The organism is Paraburkholderia sp. BL9I2N2 (genome assembly GCF_004339745.1).
In the GTDB taxonomy this organism is placed as follows: domain Bacteria; phylum Pseudomonadota; class Gammaproteobacteria; order Burkholderiales; family Burkholderiaceae; genus Paraburkholderia.
On sequence record NZ_SMGP01000005.1, the window covers coordinates 396,576 to 419,219 of the forward strand.

Below are 22,644 nucleotides of genomic sequence, written 5' to 3' on the forward strand. Positions count from 1 at the left end.
CTTACTGCCCAGACGTGTCGATGACGCGATTCGTCGAACCGAGCAGCGCGGTGCTGCCGCGATAAGCCGGCAGGCCGGAGAGCACACCCTCGAAGTCGCGCAGCGCCTCGCCCACTTCCACGCCGTTGCCGCCGAGCCGGAACTGGCGGATCGAACGCTCGTGGGCATTGGCGCGGCTCTTCACGGCCGTCACGGCGGTGAGCACTTCGCCGTGGTGTTCGAAATAGCGGAACAGCACGACCACGTCGCTCAGATAGCTGATGTCGATATCGTTCTGCACCTCGCCGATAATGCCGTGCTGTCCCAGCACGAGCATCGTGATGATGCCTTGCTGGTTCAGATAGCCGAGCAGTTCATGCATTTGCAGCAGCAGATAGCGCTCGCCGGGCATGGCCTGGAGATAGGCGTTCAGGCTGTCGATCGCGACGTACTTGACGTCTCTCTTCTCGACCGACTGGCGCACGTCGCTGGCGAATTCGCCGGGCGAGATTTCCGCCGGATCGATCTGGCGCAGCGTCAGCAGGCCGCTCTCCACGTGCGGCGCCAGATGCATGCCGAGCGTCGCGCAGCGGATCATCAGCGTGACGAGGGTCTCGTCGAACACGTAGTAGACGCAGCGCTCGCCGCGTTCGAGCGCCGCGACCAGGCACGACACCACCGTGGTGGTTTTGCCGACGCCCGAAGGGCCGATCATCAGCGCATTGGTGCCCGGGATCAGACCGCCGCCGAGCAACGCGTCGAGGCCCGGTGTGCCGGTGCTGACCGGCTCGGTGTCGAACGTCGCATGATGTTCCGCCGCGACGAGGCGCGGATACACGTGGATGCCGCCGGTGTCGAGCGTGAAGTCGTGGTACCCCTCGCGGAATTTGATGCCGCGCATCTTGGCGATGCGCGCGCGCCGCCGGTTGCCGCCGTAGTCGTGCACGAGATTGTCGAGGCTGACCACGCCGTGCGCGATGCTGTGCAGCTGCACGTCGCCGGGATCGGCCGAATTGTCGTCGAGCAGCAGCACCGTGCATTCACGGGTGGCGAAATAGCGCTTGAGCGCGAGAATCTGCCGCCGGTAACGCAACGGGTTCTGCGACAGCAGACGCAACTCGGAAAGGCTGTCGAGCACGATGCGCGCGGGTTTGAGTTCGTCGACCTGCTGGATGACGTTGCGCACCGTCTCGCCGAGTTCGACCTCGGCCGGGTGCAGCACGGTCTGCTCGTACTGCGGATCGAGACCCTCGTCCGACACCAGCTCGAGAATCCTGAAGCCGCCGATGTTCCAGCCGTGGCTTTCAGCTACCGAGATCAGTTCGGAGCGGGTTTCGGACAAGGTGATGTACAAGCCTCCCTGTCCTTCTTCGACACCCTTGAGTAAGAATTGCAAGGCCAGGGTAGTTTTACCTGTACCGGGCGCACCTTCCACGAGGTACATGCGGTGCGGCGTGAGACCGCCTCCCAGGATGTCGTCGATTCCTTCGATTCCCGAGGAAAGGCGGGCCGGCTTGGCGGCGGCTTGTCTGTTTGACATGGCGTAGCGTTCTGGCGTCGATGAGTGGCTGGTGGTTGTTCAGCCGGTACGGCGAGAACGCAATATCTGTGCCCATCGACGCGATCATCCAGCAGCGCGCTCCTTCACCAGTTGAATGAAGCGCGTGGCCGCGCTGTTATGCAACGCCGTCGGATAGGCGAGGTGCAGCGGCGCGCTGAGTTTCGAGGGGTTCGCAAGCGTGCAATACACTGTGCCCACCTGGTCGTAACGCTGCATGGAAGCGGGCACCAGCGTCACTCCCAGACCCGCCGCCACGAGGTTGATGCCCGACACCATGCGCGGCACTTCACGGGCAATGCGCGGGACGAAGCCGGCCTGCCGGCACGCGGCGAGGATATCGGCGTACATGCCGGGTGCGCCTGGGCGGCGGACCAGAATGAAGTCTTCGTGCGCCAGCGCTTTCAGCGACACTTGCGGCCGCTTCTTGCCCTTGAGCAACGGATGACCGACCGGCAACACCACGACCATCGGCTCGTCGAGCAGCAACTCGAACGCCACGCCTTCGCGCGCGTCGACCGGCTTGCGTAGAAACGCCGTCTGAATCTGGCCCGCGGCCAGACGCTCGATGATCTCCGCCGCGTTGAGTTCGGCAAGCTCGACGGCGACCTCGGGGCACACCGCGCGAAACGCGCGGATCGCCTCCGTCGTGAACGGATGAAAGGCCGCGGAACTCGTCAGCCCGATCGAAATCGTGCCGAGCTCGCCGCGTGCAATCCGGCTCGCCTTTTCGACCGACTGCTGCAGATTCTGCAGCAAGCGTTGCGCGTCTTCGGCAAAGGCCTGGCCGGCCGGCGTCAAGGTGACGCCACGCGGCATGCGCACGAACAGTTCGAAGCCGATCTCTTCTTCCAGCGTTCGAATCTGCTGCGAGAGCGGCGGCTGTTGCATGGCCAGCCGCTCTGCCGCGCGCGTGAATTGGCCTTCTTCGGCGACCGCCAGAAAGTAACGCAGATGCCGCAGCTCCATGGTGTTTCGTCTCCCGGACAGCGCTCGAAGGTCGGCTCGCTGCCATATTGAATAAATATGGGTTGTGCTTAAAACAGGTATTTTACATTTACTACGGCCGATCCTACGATCTCGTCCATCGCATAGGAAATGAACGCGAAATAAAACAAAACGTGGAGACGTCAATGAAAAAACAATGTGCGGTGGCCACCCTGGCCGTCATGAGTTGCGCCGGCGCGCATGCGCAAGCATCGGTCACGTTATACGGTGTGATCGACACCAACCTCGAATTTCTCAACCATGCCGGCGCCAGCGGCGGCTCGCTGGTCCGCGAGAATTCCGGCGGCTTGAGTAATTCGCGCTTCGGCTTTCGCGGCGCCGAAGATCTCGGCGGCGGCAACAAAGCGTTCTTCATTCTCGAAGCGGGCTTCAACGGCAACGACGGCACCAACGCGAGCGCCGGCGTGCTGTTCAACCGCACGGCCGCAGTGGGGCTTTCGAATGCCTACGGCGCACTGTCGGCGGGCTTGCAGTACACGGCGATGTACGACACGCTCATCAAATACGACCCGATGGTGTTCGGCCAGCAATACACGTGGATGCCGACCACCGGCTCCGTCGACGGCTTTTCGTTCAAGGCGCGCGTGAACAACTCGGTCAAGTATGTGGGCCGCTTCGGCGGTTTGACGGCGACGGCGGATTACAGCTTCGGCGGCTCGGCGGATTCGTTTCAGAGCAGCGCGGCCTACGGCGGCGCGCTCGATTACGACATGGGCAGCTTTGCCGCCGCGGTGGCCTATGACTACCGCAACGGCGCGATCAACTCGACCGGCATGTGGACCAAGTCGCGCAACTGGAGCGCCTCGGCGCGCGAGCAGCTCGGCGACGTCACGCTGATGGGCGGCTATGAGCACTATTTGTTTAACCCGACCAAGGGCAAGTCGGTGTCGTCGGCATTGTGGTTCGGCGGCGTGCGCTATCTGATCGCGCCGGCTTTCCGCCTGACGGCCGCCGCGTACTACCAGAGCAACAAGGCGGACAACGTGTCGAACTCGTTGATGGGCGTGCTGGGCGCGGACTATATTCTGTCGAAGCGAACCGATGTGTACGCAACGGTCGCGTATGCCGCGTCCACGCACTACGCCAACGATCAGTACACGCCCGTCGGTTTGACGAGCGACACCGCGTTCGGTCCGAACCAGACAGGTGTGACGCTCGGCATTCGCCACCGGTTCTGAATACTCGGTTTTTCAACGACGGATTCGACGATGCGCCGCGTTCAAGACAGTACACGGCGATCAGGAGCAAGCTGCATGACTTTCAATCTTTCACGACGTATTGGGGTGCTGTGTGCGTCAACCGCCGCTGCCCTGCTAGCGACGCTCGCGCAACCCGCGCTCGCGGTCCATGCTTACGAGCCGCATCTGAAGCCGGTGGCGACGATCTCGGATACGCGCTTCACGCTCGACACGCCGCAAGGGCACGCGGAATTTCCGCTGTATCTGTCGAAGGATTGGAACGTCGCGCAGCCGCAAGTGACGCGCGCGGTGATCGTGATTCATGGCAAGCTGCGCAACGCGGACGTGTATTTTCGCACCGCGCAGAATGCTCGCGACGCCGCGCACGCGGACCCCGACGCCACGCTGTTGATCGCGCCGCAATTCCTCGCCACGCTAGACACGCGCGTACATGACGAACCGGCCGATCTGCTGCGCTGGACCGGCGACGCCTGGATGGGCGGCGAAGCGGCGCGCGCGCCGCTGCCGATCAGTTCCTACGAGGTGCTCGACGCGATCGTCGCGCGTCTCGCGGATCGCAAGCTGTTTCCCAATCTGCGGCACGTGGTGTTCGCTGGGCATTCGGGCGGCGGGCAAGTCGTGCAGCGCTACGCCGTCGCGGCGCGCAACATCGCCGCGCTGACCGGCGAGGGCATCGACGTGCGTTACGTGGTGGCGAGTCCGTCCACGTATGCCTATTTCGATGCGCAACGGCCCGACGCGCAAGGCATTGCCGCGCCGTTCGATGCCGCGCAATGTCCCGACTTCAATCAATGGAAATACGGCATGGACAACCGGCCGCCCTATCTCGACGACCGGACGCCCGCGCAACTCGAAGCGACCTATGCGGCGCGCCGGATCGACTACCTCGTCGGCGGCGCGGATGACGATCCGCAGCAAAGCGCGCTCGACAGAACCTGCGCCGCCGAAGCGCAAGGGCCGCAACGCGTCGCGCGTGCCGAGGCGTACTACCGGTATCTCCAGGCGCGTCATCCGGACGGTTTGAAGCAGCGCTTTCATATCGTGCCGGGCGTGGGGCACAACGGTGCGCGCATGCTGACGTCGGTGTGCGCGCTGGCGGCGATGTTCGACACTCCGGGATGCGAGCAATGAGCGAAGCGACCTTCAATCAGCGCGACGGTACCGCGTCCGAAGCCGACGCGTCGAACGCCTTGAGCCCTGCGATGGTGCGGCGCGCGATCTTCGCCTCCGTCCTCGGTAACGGCTTAGAGTGGTTCGACTTTCTGATCTACGGCTACTTCGCGAAGATCATCGCGCAAGTGTTCTTTCCCGGCGGCAGTGGATTCGTGTCGATCATGCTGACGCTCGCCACGTTCGCCGTCGGTTTCATCGTGCGGCCGATCGGCGGCATTCTGCTCGGCATCTACGCGGACCGCGCGGGGCGCCGCAAAGCGCTTTCGCTGCTGATCATTTCGATGGCGGCCAGCACGCTGCTGATGGGTCTCACGCCGAGCTATGCGCGCATTGGCATCGCGGCGCCGCTGTTGGTGGTGCTCGCGCGCCTGTTGCAAGGGCTCTCCGTGGGCGGACAGTTCGCGACGGCATCGGCGATGCTGGTCGAGTATGCGCCGCCGCACAAGAAGATGTTTTACGGCAGCTTCAATATGTCGGCGCAGGCGTTCGCGTTGCTGTTGTCGTCCGGGGTCGGCTATCTGCTGACCACGCAACTCACGCATGAGCAACTGGTGGCGTGGGGCTGGCGACTGCCGTTTCTGTTCGGCGCGTTGGCCGGGCCGTTTGGCTTCTACATCCGGCATCGCGTGGCCGAATCGCCGGAGTTCGAGCGGCTGCTCGATCACAAGGACAAACCGCCGCGCGTCACGATCCGCCAGTTCTTCCGCGACAACGGCGACGCGGCGATCTGCGCGATGGGCGTGATCATCATCGGGGCGGCGACCAATTATGTGTGGCACTCGTATCTGTCGGTGTATGTCGAACGGCAATTGCATTTGCCGCTCTCCACCGCGTTGCTCGGCGCGTTCGTGTCCGGCGTGCTGAATCTGTTTCTGTTTCCGCTGTCGGGCAAGCTTGCCGATCGTTATGGCGCGTACCGGTTGTTCTATCCGATCGTGATCGCGTGGATGCTCTGCGTGTATCCGCTGTATCACTTCGTCGTGACGAATCCGACGCCGGGGCATCTGTTCATCGCGCAGATGATCGCCACGGTGTTCCTCGCCGCAATGTCCGGCGCGCATCCCGGCATGCTCGCGACATTGTTCCCGGTGCGCAGCCGTTCGGCGGGTGTGGCGCTCTCGTACAACATCGCGGTGACGCTGTTCGGCGGCATGGCGCCGCTCACCATCACCGGCTTGACGCGCGTGACCGGCAGCAGTCTCACGCCCGCCTTCTACCTGATTTTTGCCGGCTTCGTGTCGCTCGCGATGGTGTACTTCACGCGCGCCGGACGCATGTCGGGCGGCGCGGCGGCGAGGCCCGCCACCCATTGATCAACCACGAGCCTATTGCATGACCCAGCCTTTCATCACAGACGACGAACGCGCGCCGAATGAGCATCCGGTCGCTGTTGTCGCAAGCCGGCATCTGAGCGTCACGACGCAAGCCGGCAGCGGCACCGTGCCCGTGTTTTCGAACGGCGACTGGCTAGTGCCGACGCGCGAAGTCCAACGCGCCGTGATTCTGATTCATGGCCGCCTGCGCAACGGCGACACGTATTTCGAACTCGCGCAGCGTTCGTGCGCGCTCGCCGGCGGCACTGCGGCCGATACGCTGCTGATCGTGCCGCAGTTTCTCGCGACGGCGGATGTCGAGGCGCACGAGGTGCCGCCGTCCACGTTGCATTGGGACTGGACGAGCTGGATGGGCGGCGAGAACGCCGAAGGTCCCGCGCCGATCAGTTCGTTCGATGTGCTCGACGCCATTCTGCATACGCTTGCTTCGCGCGAGCAGTTCGCGTCGCTTGCCGAAGTGGTGATCGCGGGGCACTCGGGCGGCGCACAAGTCGTGCAGCGCTATGCGGTGGTGGCGCGCGACGAGGCGCCGCTCGCGGCGCGCGGCATCGCGCTGCGCTACGTGGTCGCGAATCCTTCGTCGTATGTGTACTTCGATGCGATGCGGCCGGTTGCGTCCGGCGAATTCGCGGCGTTCGATCGGGCGATGTGTCCGTCGTTCAATCGCTGGAAATATGGGCTCGAGGATTTGCCGGGCTATGCGGGCGACGCGGCTTCTGCCGCAGCGCTCGAAGCGCGTTACGCGCAGCGTGACGTCACCGTGCTGCTCGGCGGCGCGGATTGCGATCCGCAGCATCCGGCGCTCGACCGTTCATGCGCCGCGCTGACGCAAGGGGAACACCGGCTCGGGCGCGGGCTGGCTTATGCGCGCTATATGACGTTGCGGCATCCGGAAGGATTGGCGAAGCACCGGACGTATGTGATCGATGGTGTCGGGCACGATGCCAAGGGGATTTTTGCTTCGGCGCAAGGGCTGGCGGCTTTGTTTGGTACTGGGCTGTGAGTGCGCATGGGCACGAAGCGTGCTACCGCGCTAATACCTGTGAGTGACTTCAAGGACCGCGCCGACATGAACAGAACCCGATTACTTGTCACCTCGCTTGCCGCTGCATCGCTAGGCGCGTTGCCGACCGGCAGCGCATATGCCGACGATGCGCCTAGCCCGTGTACCTCGCTGAAACGGATCGTCGCGGCCGCCCCTAGCGGGCTCGCTTCATTGACGCCGGACGACGGCAAGGGCGTCGCGCAACCTTATGGCGACGACGCGCAATGTTCGGCGAGTCGCGGTGCGTATCAATGCAACTGGACGCCGCATCACGACGCCGGTTCGAATGCAGACGCGCTGCAAGCTGTCGCGGCGGACATCGCATCGTGTCTGCCGGACGCCACCCACGATCAGAATTCGCCGGGACGTCAGCACTTTTATCTGGGTGCGAAGGGCAAGCGGACCGACATCACGCTGACGCCGACCGGTTCGAACAAGCTGCGTCTGGTGGTGTCGGGTAAGTAAACCGCCGCACGAAGGTGGCTAGCGTGAGGCCGGCCACCATGTCCAGCCGCGCGACGAGCGCCGCAACTCGATTATCGAAAGCGGCGCGATTTCAATGCGCGGAAACACGGCGGGCGATGCCCCTAGCGCATGCACGATCGCTGCCCGGAGCACCGGCGCATGGGTGACGGCGATCACGTCGAGCGCATGGTTGGGTGCACGATCCTTCGCGCCGTTTTGCGCGTCGAGCCATTCTCCCACCCGTTTCACGAGTTGACTGAACGACTCGCCGCCGTGCGGCGCGGCATCGGGATCGCGCGCCCATGCGGCGAGGTCTTGCGGCGCTTCGGCAGCGAGGTCGGCCAACCGCCGCCCCTGCCATGCGCCGTAGTTCATATCCGCCAGACCGGCGTCGATCGATGCCGCGAGGCCCAGGGCGGCTGCCGTCTCGCGCGCGCAGACGGCCGGGCTGACGAAAGCGGCCGCGTCGTCCACTGTCGCGAGACGCGTGCGCGCCGCTTGGGCTTCGGCGAGGCCGCGGGCGTCGAGCGGGTCGTCGGCGGGAAAACGGCCTGCGCGCTGGGCGGCGGTCGATGCATGGCTGATCAGTAACAGCCGAGTGTCCATTCTGTTCATGTCCTGTGACGCCGCGCCCCGAAGCCGAACGCGAGCGGGATGAAGCGGATGTTTTGCGTTGCCGGGTGCCGAAGTTTAGCGCGTAGAATAGCGGGACTGCGAAGCGCGGAAGCCGGTGAGAGCCCGGCGCGGTCGCGCCACTGTAATCGGCAGCACAAGCCGAAAGCCAGACCTGAGCTTCGCACCAATCCTCTGCAATGACTATCGGGGCGCGTTACCCCAGGAGATGTCCATCATGAACGAAGCTATTTTCGATCCCGCCAACCAGCCCGTTGCGCAACCCACGCCGATTCCGCTGCGCGAGTTGTTGCCCTGGGTCGTGTTCGGCGGTCTGCTGTTGTTGCTCGCGCTTTACTTCGTGGGTGCGGAACAGGGCGCCACCTCGCTGGTGCCGGGCATGTATGTGCATGAGTTCGTGCACGACGGCCGCCATCTGCTCGGCTTTCCCTGCCACTAACGGAGTCGACCATGGTTGGTAAATTGTTGGTACGCGGGATGCTTGCAGGCATCGCCGCGGGACTGCTCACGTTCGGCTTTGCCCGGGTGGTGGGCGAGCCGCAGGTGAATCAGGCGATTTCATTCGAAGAAAAAGCCGACGCCGCGAAAGGCGAGGCCGCTGAACCCGAGATTGTGAGCCGCGATACGCAGCGGGGTATCGGCCTGTTGACTGGCGTGGTGACTTACGGCGCGGCATTCGGCGGGCTGTTCTCGCTGGTGTTCGCGTACGCCTATGGACGAGTGGGCGCATTGAGCCCGCGCGCGTTGTCCGCGTGGCTTGCGCTTGGCGCGTTCATTGCGCTGGCGGTGGTGCCGAATCTGAAGTATCCGGCGAACCCGCCTTCGGTCGGCGACCCTGAAACGATTGGGACGCGGACGGGTTTGTTCTTCCTGATGATTGCGATATCGCTGGCCGCGATGGTGTTTTCGCTCAAGGTGCGGCGCCGTGCAGCCATGAAGCTTGGCGCGTGGAATGGCTCGATTGTGGGGGCGGTGGTGTTCATCGTGATCATCGCCGCGGTGCAGTTGTCGATGCCCACGATCAACGAAGTGCCGGAGGCTTTCCCGGCGGTGCTGCTGTGGAAATTCCGCGTCGCGGCGCTGGGCATGCAGGCGATTATGTGGGCGACGATCGGGCTGCTGTTCGGGGCGCTGGTTGAGCGGAGTGCGTTTATGCGGGTGGGGCGAAGGTCGGCGGTGAAGTCGGTTTGATGGTTTGGAATTGGTGAGCGCAACCGGTTTGGTGGTTGCGCTCCGCGTCTTGCTCTCGCACTTCGCTCTCCGTGCTTTGCGCGCAGTGGTCAAGAAGGGTTCTGCGTCAAGGAGTTGGGGCGGTTGTGGGGTGGTTATCCACAGGCTTGCGAACAATTTCTGTTGATAACTTTGTGCGCGGGACACCGCGGCCAAATGAACACTTTCAACCAGATGGCGAGAGGATGCTGAACCGGCAGTTTGTCGCGGAGAGCACTTGACCACATCGCCGCCCGGCCGTGGCTCAACTGGACTTTCTTTCATCACGTCAGTAAGGGACGCGTTACACCCGGCACGCACTTGGATTGAAGTCCTTGAGCAGCGACCCACGGAAAATGTCCGCGCGACAGCGCTAGTACCCGCAACCGTATCGCGTGAACCTTCCGGGCGAATCCGGTCGCCCGTTTCTGTCTGCCAGTCACTTGTCTCTGAGGACTATCCAGCTCCCTCAGCAACCCCCGTCGTATCTGCGCGTTCCAAGCATGGCTGCCTTGGCCCGCCTCGTGCGAGTTTTTTTCTGCGCTGACTGGACAGAATATCGCTGGGTGTGATTTCCGGGGCACTGCATGAACCTTTGGGACAACCTGGATTGCCCTTTCCATAGTTGAAAAATTCTGCGTGGCGCACTCCACTCACCTAGCACGGAATCGTCCTCGCCTACCTCAAAAAAAGTTGCCCAAATTTCTGCTTTCCACTAAGCATTTTCCTGGGTTATGCGAAGTACCTATCTATTTTTTTGTTTTGACCAGATTTTACAGTCGTCTTATATACGCCTCATAAAAGTCACTTTGATAATGGAGAACGTGAATTTTTGAACTGGGGCGGCGTATGAAGTCATGCGGAAGCCGGTTGTATCAGGTCAGTCCAGGGAGGGGCCATGTATAGCCCCAGCCAGTCACGTACCCTGAGCGTGTCGTGCAATGCGTTCCCGGTTGATCGCGGTGTGCCGGTCCTGTCTCCCGTGCGGCTGCGTGGCACCGAGGCGCTCGGCAAGCTGTACAGATACACGCTGGACATGGCGACAACGTACACGCCGGGGCTTTCCCAGTACAACACTAAATTTCAGATCGTCCCCGCCAGGCTGGTCGGCAAGGACATCACCATCTCGATCGAGTTCGACGGGAAGGGAACATTCATTCCGGGGATGCCCGGCGATAGCGGCGCCGGTAATGTCGGAGCGGGCGTCAGGACGATTACGGGGATCATCGCCAGAGTCGAGATGACTGGCGTCGATGATCGCCACACGTACTACCGCCTTGTCGTGCGTCCTGCCCTGTGGCTGACCACAAAGACCTCGCGCAGTCGCATATTCCAGAACAGGAGCGTACTGGATATCACGCGGGACGTGCTGCGCGAGCACCCGGTCCTGTTTGATGTGAAGGTGTCGGCACGCGGACTGAAAGACGGCTATCCGGAACGCGACTTCGTCCGCCAGATGTGGGAGTCTGACTTCCATTTCCTGACCAGGCTTTGGCGCGAATGGGGAATTTATTACTTTGAGGATAACAACAGGCTGGTGCTGTGCGACGGGCCCGGTGTCCACGAGCCGCACCGGAATGCCTATGACTCGATCCGTTATCACGCGCCCGACGGTGCGCGTATCGACGAAGAACATATCCACAAGCTGAAGGCGTCGCGCAGGATCACGGCGGCCAGGGTGACTGTTGTCGATTACGACTATACGCGTGGAGCGCAGAAGTTCGTCGAGGAACATGATGCGTTCGGAGAACTGCACAAGGCCGAGGAACGCCACTGGGGTGACTACTCGCAGCCCCTTGCCGGCGCAACGGGTCTGTCGGGCCAGCCGAACAACTATCTGGAGGAGGCACACTATCTCGCGGGTGTGCGCGCCCATGCGCTTTTCTCGCGCAACGAACGTCTCAGGGGGCGGGGCAGCCTCCTTGGCCTGAAGACGGGCAGGACATTCTTTCTCACGGATCACCCGGAGTCGGATGTCAATGCCGAGTACCTGGTGGTGTCGACCACGCTCGATATCCGCAACGTGAGCGAGACGACGATATCGGGCAGAACATCGGCCAGAACGCCAGGCGCAGACCAGTACCAGTGCGTGACCGACTTCGTGCTGCAGTCGCCGAACCGGTTCTTCAGGAACAGGCTGAAGAAAAAGCCGCGCTGTTACGCCGAGACAGCCGTGGTGGTCGGTCCCAAGGACCAGACGACCTGGGTCGATGCGTACGGCCGGGTCAAGATCTGCTATCCGGTCAGCTTCAACCTCGGCTGGCATGGCGGTGTGCATCTGAAGGCACCCACAGACGGTACGCAGCCTGCCTCGGTGCGCGCCATTGCAGACGGCAAGATCGTCTATGTGCGCCGCACTGACACGACTCACAAGGCGACGCTCCAGTATCGCAACGTCCGTACAGATGATGGCTGCGTGGTCATCCGGCACGACACGGAAATCGGCGAAGGCGATCACGCGAAGATTACCTACTACTCGGTATACATGCACATGCAGCAGGTGCTTTCGTCCGTTGCGGTGGGTAAGAAAATTTACCGCAAGGACCTTATCGGCACCCCTGGCCAGATTTACGGACAGTTTCCACAGATCCATTTCGAAATCGTCTGTGACGAGGCAAATCTGAGGAAGATGATCGGGCGCGCCCCTGGATCGCTGGGCAACAGTCCCGCGCGCACGGACGCGGTCTACGGCGACGTGTGGTTCTTCGTTCCTCGCGGCACAAAGCTCTTTGCGAATGAGCCTCACCCGTATCGTGAGGACGATAGCTTTCCGGCGATTGCGACGCTGCATCCTCAGGCGCCTCTCGTTCCGGCTGGAACCAGTCGCGATCTGGTTATCCGCATGCATTACGAGAAGGACTGCACGCTGACGACCTACCAGCAGAATATGGATTTGAGCTGGTCCGTTAGCGGCGCAATGCCTGCGGAAAGCGAGGCAGAATACAACCTGTTCTCGCGGGCAACCGCCCTCAGTCGGCGCTATACGGACAGCAGCCTGGCGAGTATCACCGCTGGGATCGCGGTGCCTTCACCGAGTGCCATCTTCGAGATGATCCGCTTCGGGCGTTGCATCGACGACCACCTCGCGAGCGGTGCGCGCTTCAATCACTGGCGCAAGGTAAGGACGCCGGACGGCGACGGGTGGATCAACCTGTCGAAGGCCGGAGTGCGCGTGTATAGCGATGCCGATTTCCCCGAATGGGCCGGCTGGAGTTTCGTCAATGACGATCCGACGCCCGACAGCCTGTGCGAATCAACAACGGTAAAGCGCTGGCTGGACGTCAATCATTCCGGACATGTGAGCCATGCTGACGCCGTGGGGGCATTGGGCGTGGATGCGATCCGGCAGCGCCTCGCGCGTGCCGTGTGCAAGTTCCCTTCCGAGTGGAGCCGAAGCGGTCTGGAGGCACGCTATAACTGGCTCAAGAGTCCGCATGAGGCATTGTCCAGTCCGTTGTCGGAAGCCGATTTCGGCAAGCTGATGGACCATGCGCGTGATCTGGCTTTCTGGGAGGACATTAGCGATCCTGATCTGCCCCATGCCAATGAGGTTTGGCATTTTCCGCCAGCCGTCTTTATCAGACACATGAGAACTTGCAATTGGCTAGGTGTGGCAGAACTGGCCCAATGTCTGCCGCGTCGTTCGTTGACTGGACAGATTAGCTGGAACGAGGCGCACCAGCGGGCCACCGTGCATTACAAATCGATCAATATGCTCCGTCGCAAGTATCTTGGCGAAAGTACGCCGCGACTAGTGCATTTCCTCGCGCAAGCCTACATTGAGACAGGTATCCTGAGTCTGATAAACGAGGGAGGCACTGGCCACGAGAGACCATATGGCCCGTTCTACGGACGAGGCTACCTCCAGCTTACCTGGCCGAGTAACTACGATGAATATGGAGCCTTCAGACTGCTGCCGAATATCAGTGGGTCGACTTATTCAGACTCGCGGATCAGCGCTACGAGTACACATGAATGGTCAACCGGCGCCCCTCCCCGGCGTTGGTTCCCACGCTACGATCCAGCCCGAATAGCGTCCAATCTAACTGATGCCGCAGATTCTTCTGGCATGTTTTGGGTTTCCAAACATTTTCGAGGGAAGACCAATATTAACCGTGCCGCAGACCTTGGTGTGGGGCCAGCGATTGTCGGCTTTATTAGCTGGCTTATCAATGGCGGAGCTGCGGGATACGCAAATCGCCAGCAATTCGCGGCATTGCTCCGCCGCGTCCTGGCGGACGATACCAGTAATGTCCATGAGGAGACCATTTGCTATCCACCGTTAACCCCTCCAGGCCAGCCAGCGCTATGTCACACTTTTCCCCCTGAGACGGTCGCGGCAACTTCAACCATTCAAGTTAACTATGTTCCGCAAATTCCTTAGCATCGCCGTGATTGCAATCGGGTCCAACGTGATTGCCGCCGAAGTGGTGGTACTTCCGCAAGCGTGGCACGACTCTCACTACGCTTCATGCTATTCGTCGTTGAAGGCGGGAATGTCTGACACCTATGGCATCAGTTTTGAAGAAGATAAAAATATCTTGCGAATTCCTCGGCATATGGGATTACGTTACTTTGTAATTGCAAGCGATACGACTTCCGGAACCAACTCCCAAAAAACGGTTTTCGAGCAACGTAGCTCGACTAATTGGTGTGTAGTTCTAGCCTCACCGCCTGTTGCAGCCTTGGTTCCGGGTCCTGTGTCGGCGACTTTGCGGCGGCCGTTGACGTGGACGTCTGTCACGCAAGCTCCCCCCGGCTTCCCGGAGATGAAAGTTTTGTACAAGTGGAACTCCAAAGATCTGATCTACGTACCAGCAAATTGCTACAAAGGGAATGACGGACGCTGGAAGTCGTTCAACTGCAATGAAGCATATCAATAGTCGTTTGACTCACGGTCAAACGACTAAGGACTAGGTCACGAAAAAGGTAAAAATTGTTTTGGGCAATATGTCTGTCGTTGACCAAGGCAAAGGTGGAAAGAGATTTGAACCAGAACGGGTATCAGCTTACCATCGCCGATTGCCCGAAAGGCGGTGCCTGCTCCTGTCGAATTCCTGTGTCCTTCAAGGTAGACCTGATGACCGAAGACCCTGATTGCCGCGCTCATACCAGTATTAACCTTCACGTTAAATCGGAGCGTGCAGATTCGGCCAACTGGTCCGAGAAGGTGACGTACATATCCCCACAGACTGGCCGCGAGACTGAAATCGCGGTCCATCATGTCGAAACCCATGTGGTGGGGCATCTGCTCAGTTTTCCGGACGAATACTACTGGGACGGGGGTGCGGTTCACAAACAGTACATCAAGTCTGATCGAACCGTCGATGTACCACTGGCATAGAACAATCCGAACAAACAGAGGCAAGGTGAAACTAACAGAACCGCAAGGTTAAGGAAAGTAGTAGACCCGGTGCGGGTTGAGCAGGGTTACGTGGATTTCTACCACTCGCTTAAATACCTTCAACGCTTCTACGATGCAGGCTCAAAAACTGCCAAGTTGGATGTCAAGCCGACGATTGCCCCCAAGAATGGAGGGTTTTTGGTCACACTGGCTTTCCAGAATTCCGGAAAGGAGGAGATTGCGTTTAGCAGTCCGTCTGTATGGGAGGGGCGTTACAACCCAATAGCCAGCAGATCGTGGGCCGTTGTGTCTGGTGTTCGCGACGACAATATCAAAGTACACAACAAAAGCCTGGAGTTCGACACTGGATTTATCGGTGCGTCAGCGCTACTCAATCACAGCGATTTCTCAGGCGAAGTCCTACGTCTTCAACCCGGCCAAACCCGCTATGCACAATATATGGTTTTCCCGAGCAATCCCTTCAAAAAAGGCCGCTACCTGATTGCAGTGAGCGTCGCTATTCAGCAGGTATCGGAGCCGCAGGCATTAAATGGTTATGTCGAGTTCGCTGGCCAAAAGAACTATGTGGAGTTCGCACACGACTACCCAACGACGCCGGAAGAAATCGCAGCGTTTGACGCACACCAGCGCGCTGAGGATCCATGATCGACGTAATCCGACTCGGTGACACCACCGACCACGGCGGCGAAGTCATCACCGCTTCGCAAACCATGCGCTACGCCGGACGGCGCGTGGCCCGCGTGGGCGATCTCGTGAAGTGCCCGCTGCATCCCGAAGTCCAGCCTAATATGATCCTCGAAGGCGACAGGAAAATCACGGATCGCGGCACGCCCGTCGCGCGGCAGGGGCATCACGCCACGTGCGGGTGCAGCCTGATTTCGAGTCTTGTCTGATGCCTTGCTTCGATGCTGGAGAGTCGCTGCCGGAAATGGAAATCACAGGTGTGGTTCATGACCTTGAGTTTCCTGCCGGACATGAGCGCCGGTGCCTTCATCGTGGATAGGCTCGACCGGTAGCGGGAAATACAAACGAAGAAAACTCGCGTATTGGGCCTTCTCCGCTTAAATAGCCAAGCAGTCCTGCCGCGTTGCCCTACACACTCCTCCCCCTCAACGCCCAATTGAACACCCGCCGCGTATCCAAAACCGGCTGCATCAACCGATCGAACAACTGCGCGACCGCGCCATCCAATTGCGCAAGTGCCGATGCCTGGTTCACGTCGAAATCAACGGCGGGCAGCACCGGCACATGCTGATCTGACCGACCACGCGCAGCACCCGCCGCCGCATCGCCATAACGCGCAATCAACGAATCAAGCCGCGCCACGATCGACGCGACATGAGCCGCACCCACTTCCGCCGCATTCAGCGCCGTCTCATCCTCCAACCCACCGCGTCGCGCAAACCCACTCAACACGCGCGCCCAATGCAGGCAACACAGCAACGCACCAGTCGCCAACTCGACGTCCGGATTCCACACCACCACGCGCTGCGTCTGCAGCGGCCGCAGCGCGATCCGCAGATCGTGCCAACCGCGATCGAGCTTACGCACCGCGGCAACCGCATCACCCGCTTGCGCACCCGACCCAGCCAAGCGCACCACCTCCCGCAACGCGCCCAACACCGCGCCTAGTCTCGCCTCGACGTGCCGCGTCGCTGCAAGCGGCATCATCAGAATCGCGACGGCGAACGACACGAGACAACCCACCAGCACTTCTTCGATCCGCAACTCGACCAGCGGCCCCATCGCGAACCCCAGTTCGCCATAGACCAACCCGACGAGCACGGTGATGAAAAACACCCCCGGCGCATACGCGCTCAGGATGTAGTAAGCCCAGCCGAACACGCACAGCGCCATCGCGGCCACCAGCAACACCGGCGAGTCGTGCAGCGGCGCGACCAGCAACACGCTGACGAGCGCGCCGGCCAACGTCCCCACGAGGCGCTGCGCGCCGCGATACACCGTATCGGCGCGCGACCGCGTGCCGAGAAACACGACGAACGTCGTGATGACCGCCCAGAACCAACGCTCCGGCGAAAGCGAGTGGCCGATCAGCATCGCGAGCAACGCAGCGGTCGTGGCGCGCGTGGCGGGAAGCCAGCAGAGCTTGCTGCGCAAGTCGGCAAAGCGCTGTGCCGCAGTCAGCGCAACCGCACCGCTCGCCGGTGCAGACGAAGCGCGTCGCGTGTCGCCTCGATGCGCAATCTCCCCGAGCCGCGCAATCGCGTGACGCAATACATCGGCACTCGCCTTGACGCCGCCATCCGCGGGTCCTGATGCAAACGCATGCTGCCCCGCCGCCACTTCCACTTCGACGATCCGTTCACGAATCGTTTCAGCATCCGACGGATTCAGCAGCGCCAAGTGTTCTTCGAGTGAGAGGGCGGCTTCGTTCAACGCGGAGAGATGCGCGGCGGCAGCCGGAGCGTGAAGCACACGCGACGCGCGCAGCGTCACCGTATGAACGGCGAGTCGAAAGCTCGCCGCCGTCCGCATCGGCACGATCACGCGGCCTACCAGCGCAACCATCAACGGGCCGAACGCAGACAGCACGAGCGACTGCGCGAGATGCGTCGTCGAAGGATGCAGATACAGGCCGAGGTAAAAGCACACCACGCCCAGCATCGCGCAACCCAATGCACGCGACCCGCACGCCTGGCACAGCATGCCGGCGAACATCACGACGAGGAAGCCCGCATCGCCGGCCAGCGGATAACGGCACAGTACGCTCGCCGTAGCGAAGCACACACCAGCGCAGAGATAAAGGTAGAAGAGCGTGCTGAACCAGGCGGTCCGCCGCGTCTCGCGCACGAACAGCGGCGCGACCATCGCAAAGAGAATGCCAGGCGCGGCGAGCGTGATGGGCTGACCGCGGAAGACGGTCCACGCGATGCTGACTACGCCGGTGAGCAGGCAGGCAAGCGCAACGCGCAGCGCGGTATGGAGACGCACGAGTCCCGGATCCGCAACTAGCAGGCGGTCGGCGATGCGCGAAAACGCGGCAGCAATCATGATCGATGATATCCAGGCTAAATGGCCGCCATCGGCTTTTGGCCGATTGCGACAGGGCGGGCACGTGGGCCCGCCACCTTCGTATCGTCGAACTGGGCCGCCATGCCGGGATCACCGGCTGAAAGCCCCATCCGACGATGGGCGATAACACGCGAACAGACACGCCGAATGCGCTGCAAAAGGGTGGCGCAGCGCATCCAGCGGGTTCGGGTTTTCCCGGATGATACCGGGTCAAAATTGCGATTGTCGAATTTTTGCCGCAGCGCAGCAGCAGGCGGCGCAGTAGCGCACGTCAAGCCGAGCTAAGTCAAACCTCAGGCCGCGTCGTGGAAAATCACGCCGAGCGTGTGCCGTTGGCCGGAGCGCAAGCGGCTCACACCATGCCGCAGATTCACGCGGTAAGGGCCGCGCGTTCCCTGAACCGGCCGATGATGGACCGCGAACACCACCGCATCGCCCTTGCCGAGCGGCACCACTTCCGTACGCGATTGCATGCGCGGACGTTGCTCAGTCATCACGAATTCGCCGCCGGTGAAATCCGCGCCGGGCTCGGACAATAGAATCGCGACCTGCAGCGGGAACACGTGTTCGCCGTAGAGATCCTGATGCAGGCAGTTGTAGTCGTCGGTGGCGTATTGAAGCATCAGCGGCGTGGGGCGCGTCTGCCCGGCCGCGTGGCAACGCTCGATAAACTCCGCGTGCGCCGCCGGATAGCGGACATCGATACCCATCACCTCATTCCAGCGATTCGCCACCGGCGCGAGACGCGGATAAAGCGCGGTGCGCAAATCGCCGATCAACGACGGCAGCGGATACGCAAAATACTTGTATTCGCCGCGGCCGAAACCGTGCCGCGCCATCACGACGCGGCTACGAAACAGCGCATCGCACGGATAAAGCGCGGTCAGCGCGTCGCATTCCTCTGAGCTGAACAGATTGCGCAGCATCGCGCAGCCATACGCGTTCAAGCCTTCTTCGACATCGAACCAGTCGATCGCGCCGACGCGCTGCGCAAGCGAGCGGTGCGCTGGCGCCTCAGCGCTTTTCACGTCCGGCTTCCGTCCCGCACCGGGTTTCCAATCCAAATCCAATGCCAGCGAGCGGGACTGCGTACCCTTCGCAACCGTATCCATAAGCCATCTCCGTCAAGCAATCACCAGAACGATGATTGAGTGTAAGCACGCGCGTCATGCCGCGCACTCCGACTCTTGCTTTTCAATTCCGTGCTGTTCACGGCCGGCGCCTCGGCAACGAGCGCATCATGTTCAGAGCGATCCGGCGGCAGCGCCCGCCACACGGCGGCCCAGCGAGCCTTAAGCAAATCCAAACGCCCGCTTCGAAAATGCAAACTTTGCGGGATGTGCCGCGTCGTTCATAGTAGGACCCTATTAAACCCAATGCGCGTATCCGGAGACTGTGCCCATGTCTGCTTCCCCGCAGAAACTCGACGACTGGCTTGACAAGGAGGAGGTCGCCAAAGACGACATCACCGCCTTTCCCCTGAAGGCGATGGCCGCCACGCTCGATCGCGAGGAAAACGGCGACTGCGTGCCGCCGCTTTGGCACTGGCTGTACTTTCTGCCGGTTGCGCCGATGTCCGAAGTTGGCCCGGACGGCCATCCGAAGCGCGGCGGTTTTCTGCCGCCCGTGCCGCTGCCGCGTCGCATGTGGGCCGGCGGCCGGCTGACCTTTCACGCGCCGCTCAAGGTGGGCGAGCATGCCACGCGCACTTCGACGATCGCCAATATCGAAGACAAGACCGGCCGGTCCGGCCGTCTCGTGTTCGTCACGGTGCAGCACACCATCGAAGCAGGTGGCGAACTGAAGCTCGAAGAAGAGCACGACATCGTCTATCGCGACGCGCCGCAGGATGGCGCGCGGCCCCCGCAGCCGCAACTCGCGCCGGAAGGCGAAACCTGGTGCCGCACGATCGACGCCGACGCTGTCATGCTGTTCCGCTACTCGGCGCTGACCTTCAACGGCCACCGTATCCACTACGACTATCCTTACGTCACGGAAGTCGAAGGCTATCCAGGCCTGATCGTTCACGGTCCGTTGATTGCAACGCTGCTAGTCGACCTGGTGCGCCGCGAACAACCGGACGCCACGCTGCAAAGTTTCGCCTTCAAGGCAGTGCGTCCGACCTTCGCAGGCCAGCCTTTCACGGTGTGCGGCAAGCCTTCCGCGGACGGCAAGCTCATCGAGCTATGGGCCAAAGACCACGAAGGCTATCTGACCATGCGCGCCACGGCGGCCATTGCCTGAGCTTCGCCTGACCTACAAGAGATTCGATTAATGCAAACCACGCAGCAGGATTCCTTCCAGGACATTCGCGAAGCCGTACGCGATCTGTGCCAGCAATTTTCCGGCGAGTATTTCCGCAAAATCGACGAAGTACGCGGTTATCCGGAAGAATTCGTCGACGCGCTCACCAAAGCCGGCTGGCTGGCCGCGCTGATTCCGCAGGACTTCGGCGGCTCGGGGCTGGGGCTGACGGAAGCGTCGGTCATCATGGAGGAAATCAATCGCGCCGGCGGCAACTCGGGCGCCTGCCACGGCCAGATGTACAACATGGGCACGCTGCTGCGCCATGGTTCCGAAGAGCAGAAGCAAAAGTATCTGCCGAAGATCGCGTGCGGCGACTTGCGTCTGCAATCCATGGGCGTGACCGAGCCGTCCACCGGCACGGACACCACGAAGATCAAGACCACCGCCGAGCGACGCGGCGACCGCTATGTGATCAACGGCCAGAAGGTGTGGATCTCGCGCGTGCAGCATTCGGACCTGATGATTCTGCTCGCGCGTACCACGCCGCTGTCGGATGTGAAGAAGAAATCGGAAGGCATGTCGATCTTTATCGTCGATCTGCGGGAAGCGATCGGTCACGGCATGACTGTGCAGCCGATTCTGAACATGGTCAATCACGAGACCAACGAACTGTTCTTCGATAACCTTGAAATCCCCGCCGAGAATCTGATCGGCGAAGAAGGGCAGGGCTTCAAGTACATCCTCGACGGCCTGAATGCGGAGCGCACGCTGATCGCCGCCGAATGTATCGGCGACGGCTACTGGTTCGTCGACAAGGTCACCGAATACGCGAAAGAGCGCATCGTGTTCGGCCGTCCGATCGGCCAGAACCAGGGCGTGCAGTTTCCGATCGCGCGCTCGTTCATCAATGTCGAGGCGGCCAGCCTGATGCGCTTCGAGGCGGCGCGCCGTTTCGACGCGCATCAACCGTGTGGTGCCCAGGCCAACATGGCAAAGCTGCTTGCCGCCGACGCTTCGTGGGAAGCGGCCAACGCGTGTCTGCAGTTTCACGGCGGCTTCGGCTTTGCGTGCGAGTACGACGTCGAGCGCAAATTCCGTGAAACGCGTCTTTACCAGGTCGCGCCGATTTCCACCAACCTGATTCTTTCGTACGTGGCCGAGCATATTCTCGGGCTGCCGCGTTCATTCTGACTTTCGGGCGCAAATACCATGAGACCACTCGACGGTATCAAAGTCGTCACGCTCGAACATGCGATCGCCGCACCGTTCTGTACGCGTCAACTGGCGGATCTCGGCGCGCGGGTGATCAAGATCGAGCGACCCGGCGTCGGCGACTTTGCGCGCGGCTACGACGAGCGCGTGCATGGACTGTCGTCGCATTTCGTCTGGACCAATCGCTCGAAGGAGAGTCTTGCGCTCGATCTGAAGCAGCCCGCCGCGACGGAGATTCTCGACGCATTGGTCGCCGACGCGGACGTGCTGGTGCAGAACCTCGCGCCCGGCGCCGCGGACCGGCTCGGTCTCGGTTACGACACGCTGAGCGAGAAGTATCCGAAGCTGATCGTCTGCGATATTTCCGGTTATGGTTCCGACGGCCCGTACCGCGACAAGAAAGCCTACGACCTGCTGATCCAGAGCGAATCCGGTTTTCTGTCGATCACCGGTTCGCCGGGCGAGCCGGCCAAAGCCGGATGCTCGATTGCGGATATCGCAGCGGGCATGTACGCGTATTCGAACATTCTGAGCGCGCTGCTCTTGCGCGGCCGCACGGGAAGCGGTTGCCGCATCGACGTGTCGATGCTGGAAAGCATGGTCGAGTGGATGGGTTATCCGCTCTATTACGCAATCGACGGTCAACCGCCGCCCGCGCTCTCCGGCGCGGCGCACGCCACGATCTATCCATACGGACCGTTCCCCGCCGGCGACGGCAAGACGGTGATGCTCGGTCTGCAAAACGAACGCGAATGGAAGCTCTTCTGCGAGCGCGTGCTGGTGCAGCCGGAACTCGCCACGGACGAGCGCTTCAACTCGAACTCGAAACGCACGTCCGCGCGTGACGCCTTGCGCGAGGTGATCGTCGCGGCCTTTGCGAAACTGAGCGCGGCGCAGGTCATCGAACGGCTCGATGACGCCGGCATCGCCAACGCGCAGATGAACACGCTCGGCGACGTATGGGCGCATCCGCAGTTGAAGGCGCGCGGGCGCTGGCATGAAGTCGGCACGGCGGCGGGCGTGGTGCCCGCCTTGTTGCCGCCAGGTTTGCCGGCGGACTTCGAGCCGCGCATGGACCCGGTTCCCGCGCTCGGCGAGCATACCGACGCGATCCTGCGCGAACTCGGTTACGACAGCGCGCGTATCGACGCGCTGCGAGCCGCCGGCACGATCTGAATGTTTTG

General features: G+C 61.6%; 20 protein-coding genes and 1 riboswitch. Of the genes, 15 read left to right on the plus strand and 5 right to left on the minus strand.

The annotated features are described in order from the left end of the window. Position 1: 1 nt before the first annotated feature. Together B0G74_RS43420 and B0G74_RS43425 are read right to left on the minus strand one after the other, a co-directional pair. Positions 2 to 1,519 carry an ATPase domain-containing protein gene (locus B0G74_RS43420; RefSeq protein WP_132383905.1) on the minus strand — a complete coding sequence of 506 codons (1,518 nt, stop codon included), beginning with the start codon at positions 1,517 to 1,519 and terminating at the stop codon, positions 2 to 4. An 84-nt stretch (positions 1,520 to 1,603) separates the two neighbouring features. Further along, positions 1,604 to 2,506 carry a LysR family transcriptional regulator gene (locus B0G74_RS43425; protein WP_132383907.1) on the minus strand — a complete coding sequence of 301 codons (903 nt, stop codon included), beginning with the start codon at positions 2,504 to 2,506 and terminating at the stop codon, positions 1,604 to 1,606. Between the two features lie 164 nt (positions 2,507 to 2,670). On the opposite strand from B0G74_RS43425, the gene B0G74_RS43430 reads away from it, so the two are divergent. The 5 genes from B0G74_RS43430 to B0G74_RS43450 all read left to right on the plus strand — a co-directional run bounded on the left by B0G74_RS43430 (position 2,671) and on the right by B0G74_RS43450 (position 7,761). Then, entirely contained in the window at positions 2,671 to 3,723 is a 1,053-nt protein-coding gene (locus B0G74_RS43430; RefSeq protein WP_132383909.1) for a porin, read from the plus strand. 75 nt (positions 3,724 to 3,798) lie between these two features. After that, on the plus strand, positions 3,799 to 4,875 hold the full coding sequence (locus B0G74_RS43435; protein WP_132383911.1) for an alpha/beta hydrolase: 1,077 nt from the start codon (positions 3,799 to 3,801) through the stop codon (positions 4,873 to 4,875). Beyond that, entirely contained in the window at positions 4,872 to 6,230 is a 1,359-nt protein-coding gene (locus B0G74_RS43440; protein ID WP_132383913.1) for an MFS transporter, read from the plus strand. The genes B0G74_RS43435 and B0G74_RS43440 overlap by 4 nt, the downstream gene beginning before the upstream one ends. Before the next feature lie 19 nt (positions 6,231 to 6,249). Further along, the gene (locus tag B0G74_RS43445) at positions 6,250 to 7,254 is read left to right on the plus strand and encodes an alpha/beta hydrolase (protein ID WP_132383915.1); all 1,005 of its coding nucleotides are present in this window, start codon (positions 6,250 to 6,252) and stop codon (positions 7,252 to 7,254) included. Between the two features lie 66 nt (positions 7,255 to 7,320). Then, positions 7,321 to 7,761 (plus strand): hypothetical protein, encoded by a 441-nt coding sequence (locus B0G74_RS43450; RefSeq protein ID WP_132383917.1) that lies wholly within the window; start codon positions 7,321 to 7,323, stop codon positions 7,759 to 7,761. 18 nt (positions 7,762 to 7,779) lie between these two features. On the opposite strand, the gene B0G74_RS43455 is transcribed toward B0G74_RS43450, so the two are convergent. Next, the gene (locus B0G74_RS43455) at positions 7,780 to 8,367 is read right to left on the minus strand and encodes a histidine phosphatase family protein (RefSeq protein WP_132383919.1); all 588 of its coding nucleotides are present in this window, start codon (positions 8,365 to 8,367) and stop codon (positions 7,780 to 7,782) included. 63 nt (positions 8,368 to 8,430) lie between these two features. Beyond that, positions 8,431 to 8,573: riboswitch (cobalamin riboswitch) on the plus strand. A 38-nt stretch (positions 8,574 to 8,611) separates the two neighbouring features. Here B0G74_RS43455 and B0G74_RS43460 point away from each other — a divergent pair. The 7 genes from B0G74_RS43460 (at position 8,612) to B0G74_RS43490 (ending at position 15,861) form a co-directional block, all read left to right on the plus strand. Continuing rightward, on the plus strand, positions 8,612 to 8,833 hold the full coding sequence (locus B0G74_RS43460; protein ID WP_132383921.1) for a CbtB-domain containing protein: 222 nt from the start codon (positions 8,612 to 8,614) through the stop codon (positions 8,831 to 8,833). Positions 8,834 to 8,844: 11 nt separating this feature from the next. Continuing rightward, positions 8,845 to 9,585 carry a CbtA family protein gene (locus B0G74_RS43465; protein ID WP_132383923.1) on the plus strand — a complete coding sequence of 247 codons (741 nt, stop codon included), beginning with the start codon at positions 8,845 to 8,847 and terminating at the stop codon, positions 9,583 to 9,585. Positions 9,586 to 10,501: 916 nt separating this feature from the next. Continuing rightward, entirely contained in the window at positions 10,502 to 13,987 is a 3,486-nt protein-coding gene (tssI, locus tag B0G74_RS43470; RefSeq protein WP_132383925.1) for a type VI secretion system tip protein TssI/VgrG, read from the plus strand. Continuing rightward, positions 13,968 to 14,486 carry a hypothetical protein gene (locus B0G74_RS43475; RefSeq protein ID WP_132383927.1) on the plus strand — a complete coding sequence of 173 codons (519 nt, stop codon included), beginning with the start codon at positions 13,968 to 13,970 and terminating at the stop codon, positions 14,484 to 14,486. The genes tssI and B0G74_RS43475 overlap by 20 nt, the downstream gene beginning before the upstream one ends. A gap of 104 nt (positions 14,487 to 14,590) precedes the next feature. Then, positions 14,591 to 14,947 carry a hypothetical protein gene (locus B0G74_RS43480; RefSeq protein WP_132383929.1) on the plus strand — a complete coding sequence of 119 codons (357 nt, stop codon included), beginning with the start codon at positions 14,591 to 14,593 and terminating at the stop codon, positions 14,945 to 14,947. A 90-nt stretch (positions 14,948 to 15,037) separates the two neighbouring features. Continuing rightward, the gene (locus B0G74_RS43485) at positions 15,038 to 15,613 is read left to right on the plus strand and encodes a hypothetical protein (protein ID WP_132383931.1); all 576 of its coding nucleotides are present in this window, start codon (positions 15,038 to 15,040) and stop codon (positions 15,611 to 15,613) included. Continuing rightward, positions 15,610 to 15,861 (plus strand): PAAR domain-containing protein, encoded by a 252-nt coding sequence (locus B0G74_RS43490; RefSeq protein ID WP_132383933.1) that lies wholly within the window; start codon positions 15,610 to 15,612, stop codon positions 15,859 to 15,861. Before B0G74_RS43485 ends, B0G74_RS43490 begins: the two co-directional genes overlap by 4 nt. Before the next feature lie 199 nt (positions 15,862 to 16,060). Here B0G74_RS43490 and B0G74_RS43495 read toward each other — a convergent pair whose 3' ends face one another. Both B0G74_RS43495 and B0G74_RS43500 read right to left on the minus strand, forming a co-directional pair. Next, positions 16,061 to 17,980, minus strand: coding sequence for an FUSC family protein (locus B0G74_RS43495; RefSeq protein WP_132383935.1), 1,920 nt, complete (start codon positions 17,978 to 17,980; stop codon positions 16,061 to 16,063). A 314-nt stretch (positions 17,981 to 18,294) separates the two neighbouring features. Continuing rightward, positions 18,295 to 19,113 carry a 2OG-Fe(II) oxygenase gene (locus B0G74_RS43500; protein WP_243658585.1) on the minus strand — a complete coding sequence of 273 codons (819 nt, stop codon included), beginning with the start codon at positions 19,111 to 19,113 and terminating at the stop codon, positions 18,295 to 18,297. A gap of 289 nt (positions 19,114 to 19,402) precedes the next feature. Here B0G74_RS43500 and B0G74_RS43505 point away from each other — a divergent pair, with 289 nt between their 5' ends. From B0G74_RS43505 to B0G74_RS43515, 3 genes are read left to right on the plus strand one after another with little or no spacing between them, the layout of a single operon-like run. Further along, positions 19,403 to 20,245 (plus strand): MaoC family dehydratase N-terminal domain-containing protein, encoded by an 843-nt coding sequence (locus B0G74_RS43505; RefSeq protein ID WP_132383939.1) that lies wholly within the window; start codon positions 19,403 to 19,405, stop codon positions 20,243 to 20,245. 30 nt (positions 20,246 to 20,275) lie between these two features. Beyond that, on the plus strand, positions 20,276 to 21,439 hold the full coding sequence (locus B0G74_RS43510; RefSeq protein ID WP_132383941.1) for an acyl-CoA dehydrogenase family protein: 1,164 nt from the start codon (positions 20,276 to 20,278) through the stop codon (positions 21,437 to 21,439). An 18-nt stretch (positions 21,440 to 21,457) separates the two neighbouring features. Then, a complete protein-coding gene (locus B0G74_RS43515; RefSeq protein WP_132383943.1) occupies positions 21,458 to 22,636 on the plus strand; it encodes a CaiB/BaiF CoA-transferase family protein in 1,179 nt (392 codons plus the stop codon). Positions 22,637 to 22,644: the final 8 nt, after the last annotated feature.

Bases quoted from the DNA above. Each gene is read 5' to 3' on its own strand.
- B0G74_RS43420 (WP_132383905.1), bottom strand. From the start codon at position 1,519: ATGTCAAACAGACAAGCCGCCGCCAAGCCGGCCCGCCTTTCCTCGGGA.
- B0G74_RS43425 (WP_132383907.1), bottom strand. From the start codon at position 2,506: ATGGAGCTGCGGCATCTGCGTTACTTTCTGGCGGTCGCCGAAGAAGGC.
- B0G74_RS43430 (WP_132383909.1), top strand. From the start codon at position 2,671: ATGAAAAAACAATGTGCGGTGGCCACCCTGGCCGTCATGAGTTGCGCC.
- B0G74_RS43435 (WP_132383911.1), top strand. From the start codon at position 3,799: ATGACTTTCAATCTTTCACGACGTATTGGGGTGCTGTGTGCGTCAACC.
- B0G74_RS43440 (WP_132383913.1), top strand. From the start codon at position 4,872: ATGAGCGAAGCGACCTTCAATCAGCGCGACGGTACCGCGTCCGAAGCC.
- B0G74_RS43445 (WP_132383915.1), top strand. From the start codon at position 6,250: ATGACCCAGCCTTTCATCACAGACGACGAACGCGCGCCGAATGAGCAT.
- B0G74_RS43450 (WP_132383917.1), top strand. From the start codon at position 7,321: ATGAACAGAACCCGATTACTTGTCACCTCGCTTGCCGCTGCATCGCTA.
- B0G74_RS43455 (WP_132383919.1), bottom strand. From the start codon at position 8,367: ATGGACACTCGGCTGTTACTGATCAGCCATGCATCGACCGCCGCCCAG.
- B0G74_RS43460 (WP_132383921.1), top strand. From the start codon at position 8,612: ATGAACGAAGCTATTTTCGATCCCGCCAACCAGCCCGTTGCGCAACCC.
- B0G74_RS43465 (WP_132383923.1), top strand. From the start codon at position 8,845: ATGGTTGGTAAATTGTTGGTACGCGGGATGCTTGCAGGCATCGCCGCG.
- tssI (WP_132383925.1), top strand. From the start codon at position 10,502: ATGTATAGCCCCAGCCAGTCACGTACCCTGAGCGTGTCGTGCAATGCG.
- B0G74_RS43475 (WP_132383927.1), top strand. From the start codon at position 13,968: ATGTTCCGCAAATTCCTTAGCATCGCCGTGATTGCAATCGGGTCCAAC.
- B0G74_RS43490 (WP_132383933.1), top strand. From the start codon at position 15,610: ATGATCGACGTAATCCGACTCGGTGACACCACCGACCACGGCGGCGAA.
- B0G74_RS43495 (WP_132383935.1), bottom strand. From the start codon at position 17,980: ATGATTGCTGCCGCGTTTTCGCGCATCGCCGACCGCCTGCTAGTTGCG.
- B0G74_RS43500 (WP_243658585.1), bottom strand. From the start codon at position 19,113: ATGGATACGGTTGCGAAGGGTACGCAGTCCCGCTCGCTGGCATTGGAT.
- B0G74_RS43505 (WP_132383939.1), top strand. From the start codon at position 19,403: ATGTCTGCTTCCCCGCAGAAACTCGACGACTGGCTTGACAAGGAGGAG.
- B0G74_RS43510 (WP_132383941.1), top strand. From the start codon at position 20,276: ATGCAAACCACGCAGCAGGATTCCTTCCAGGACATTCGCGAAGCCGTA.
- B0G74_RS43515 (WP_132383943.1), top strand. From the start codon at position 21,458: ATGAGACCACTCGACGGTATCAAAGTCGTCACGCTCGAACATGCGATC.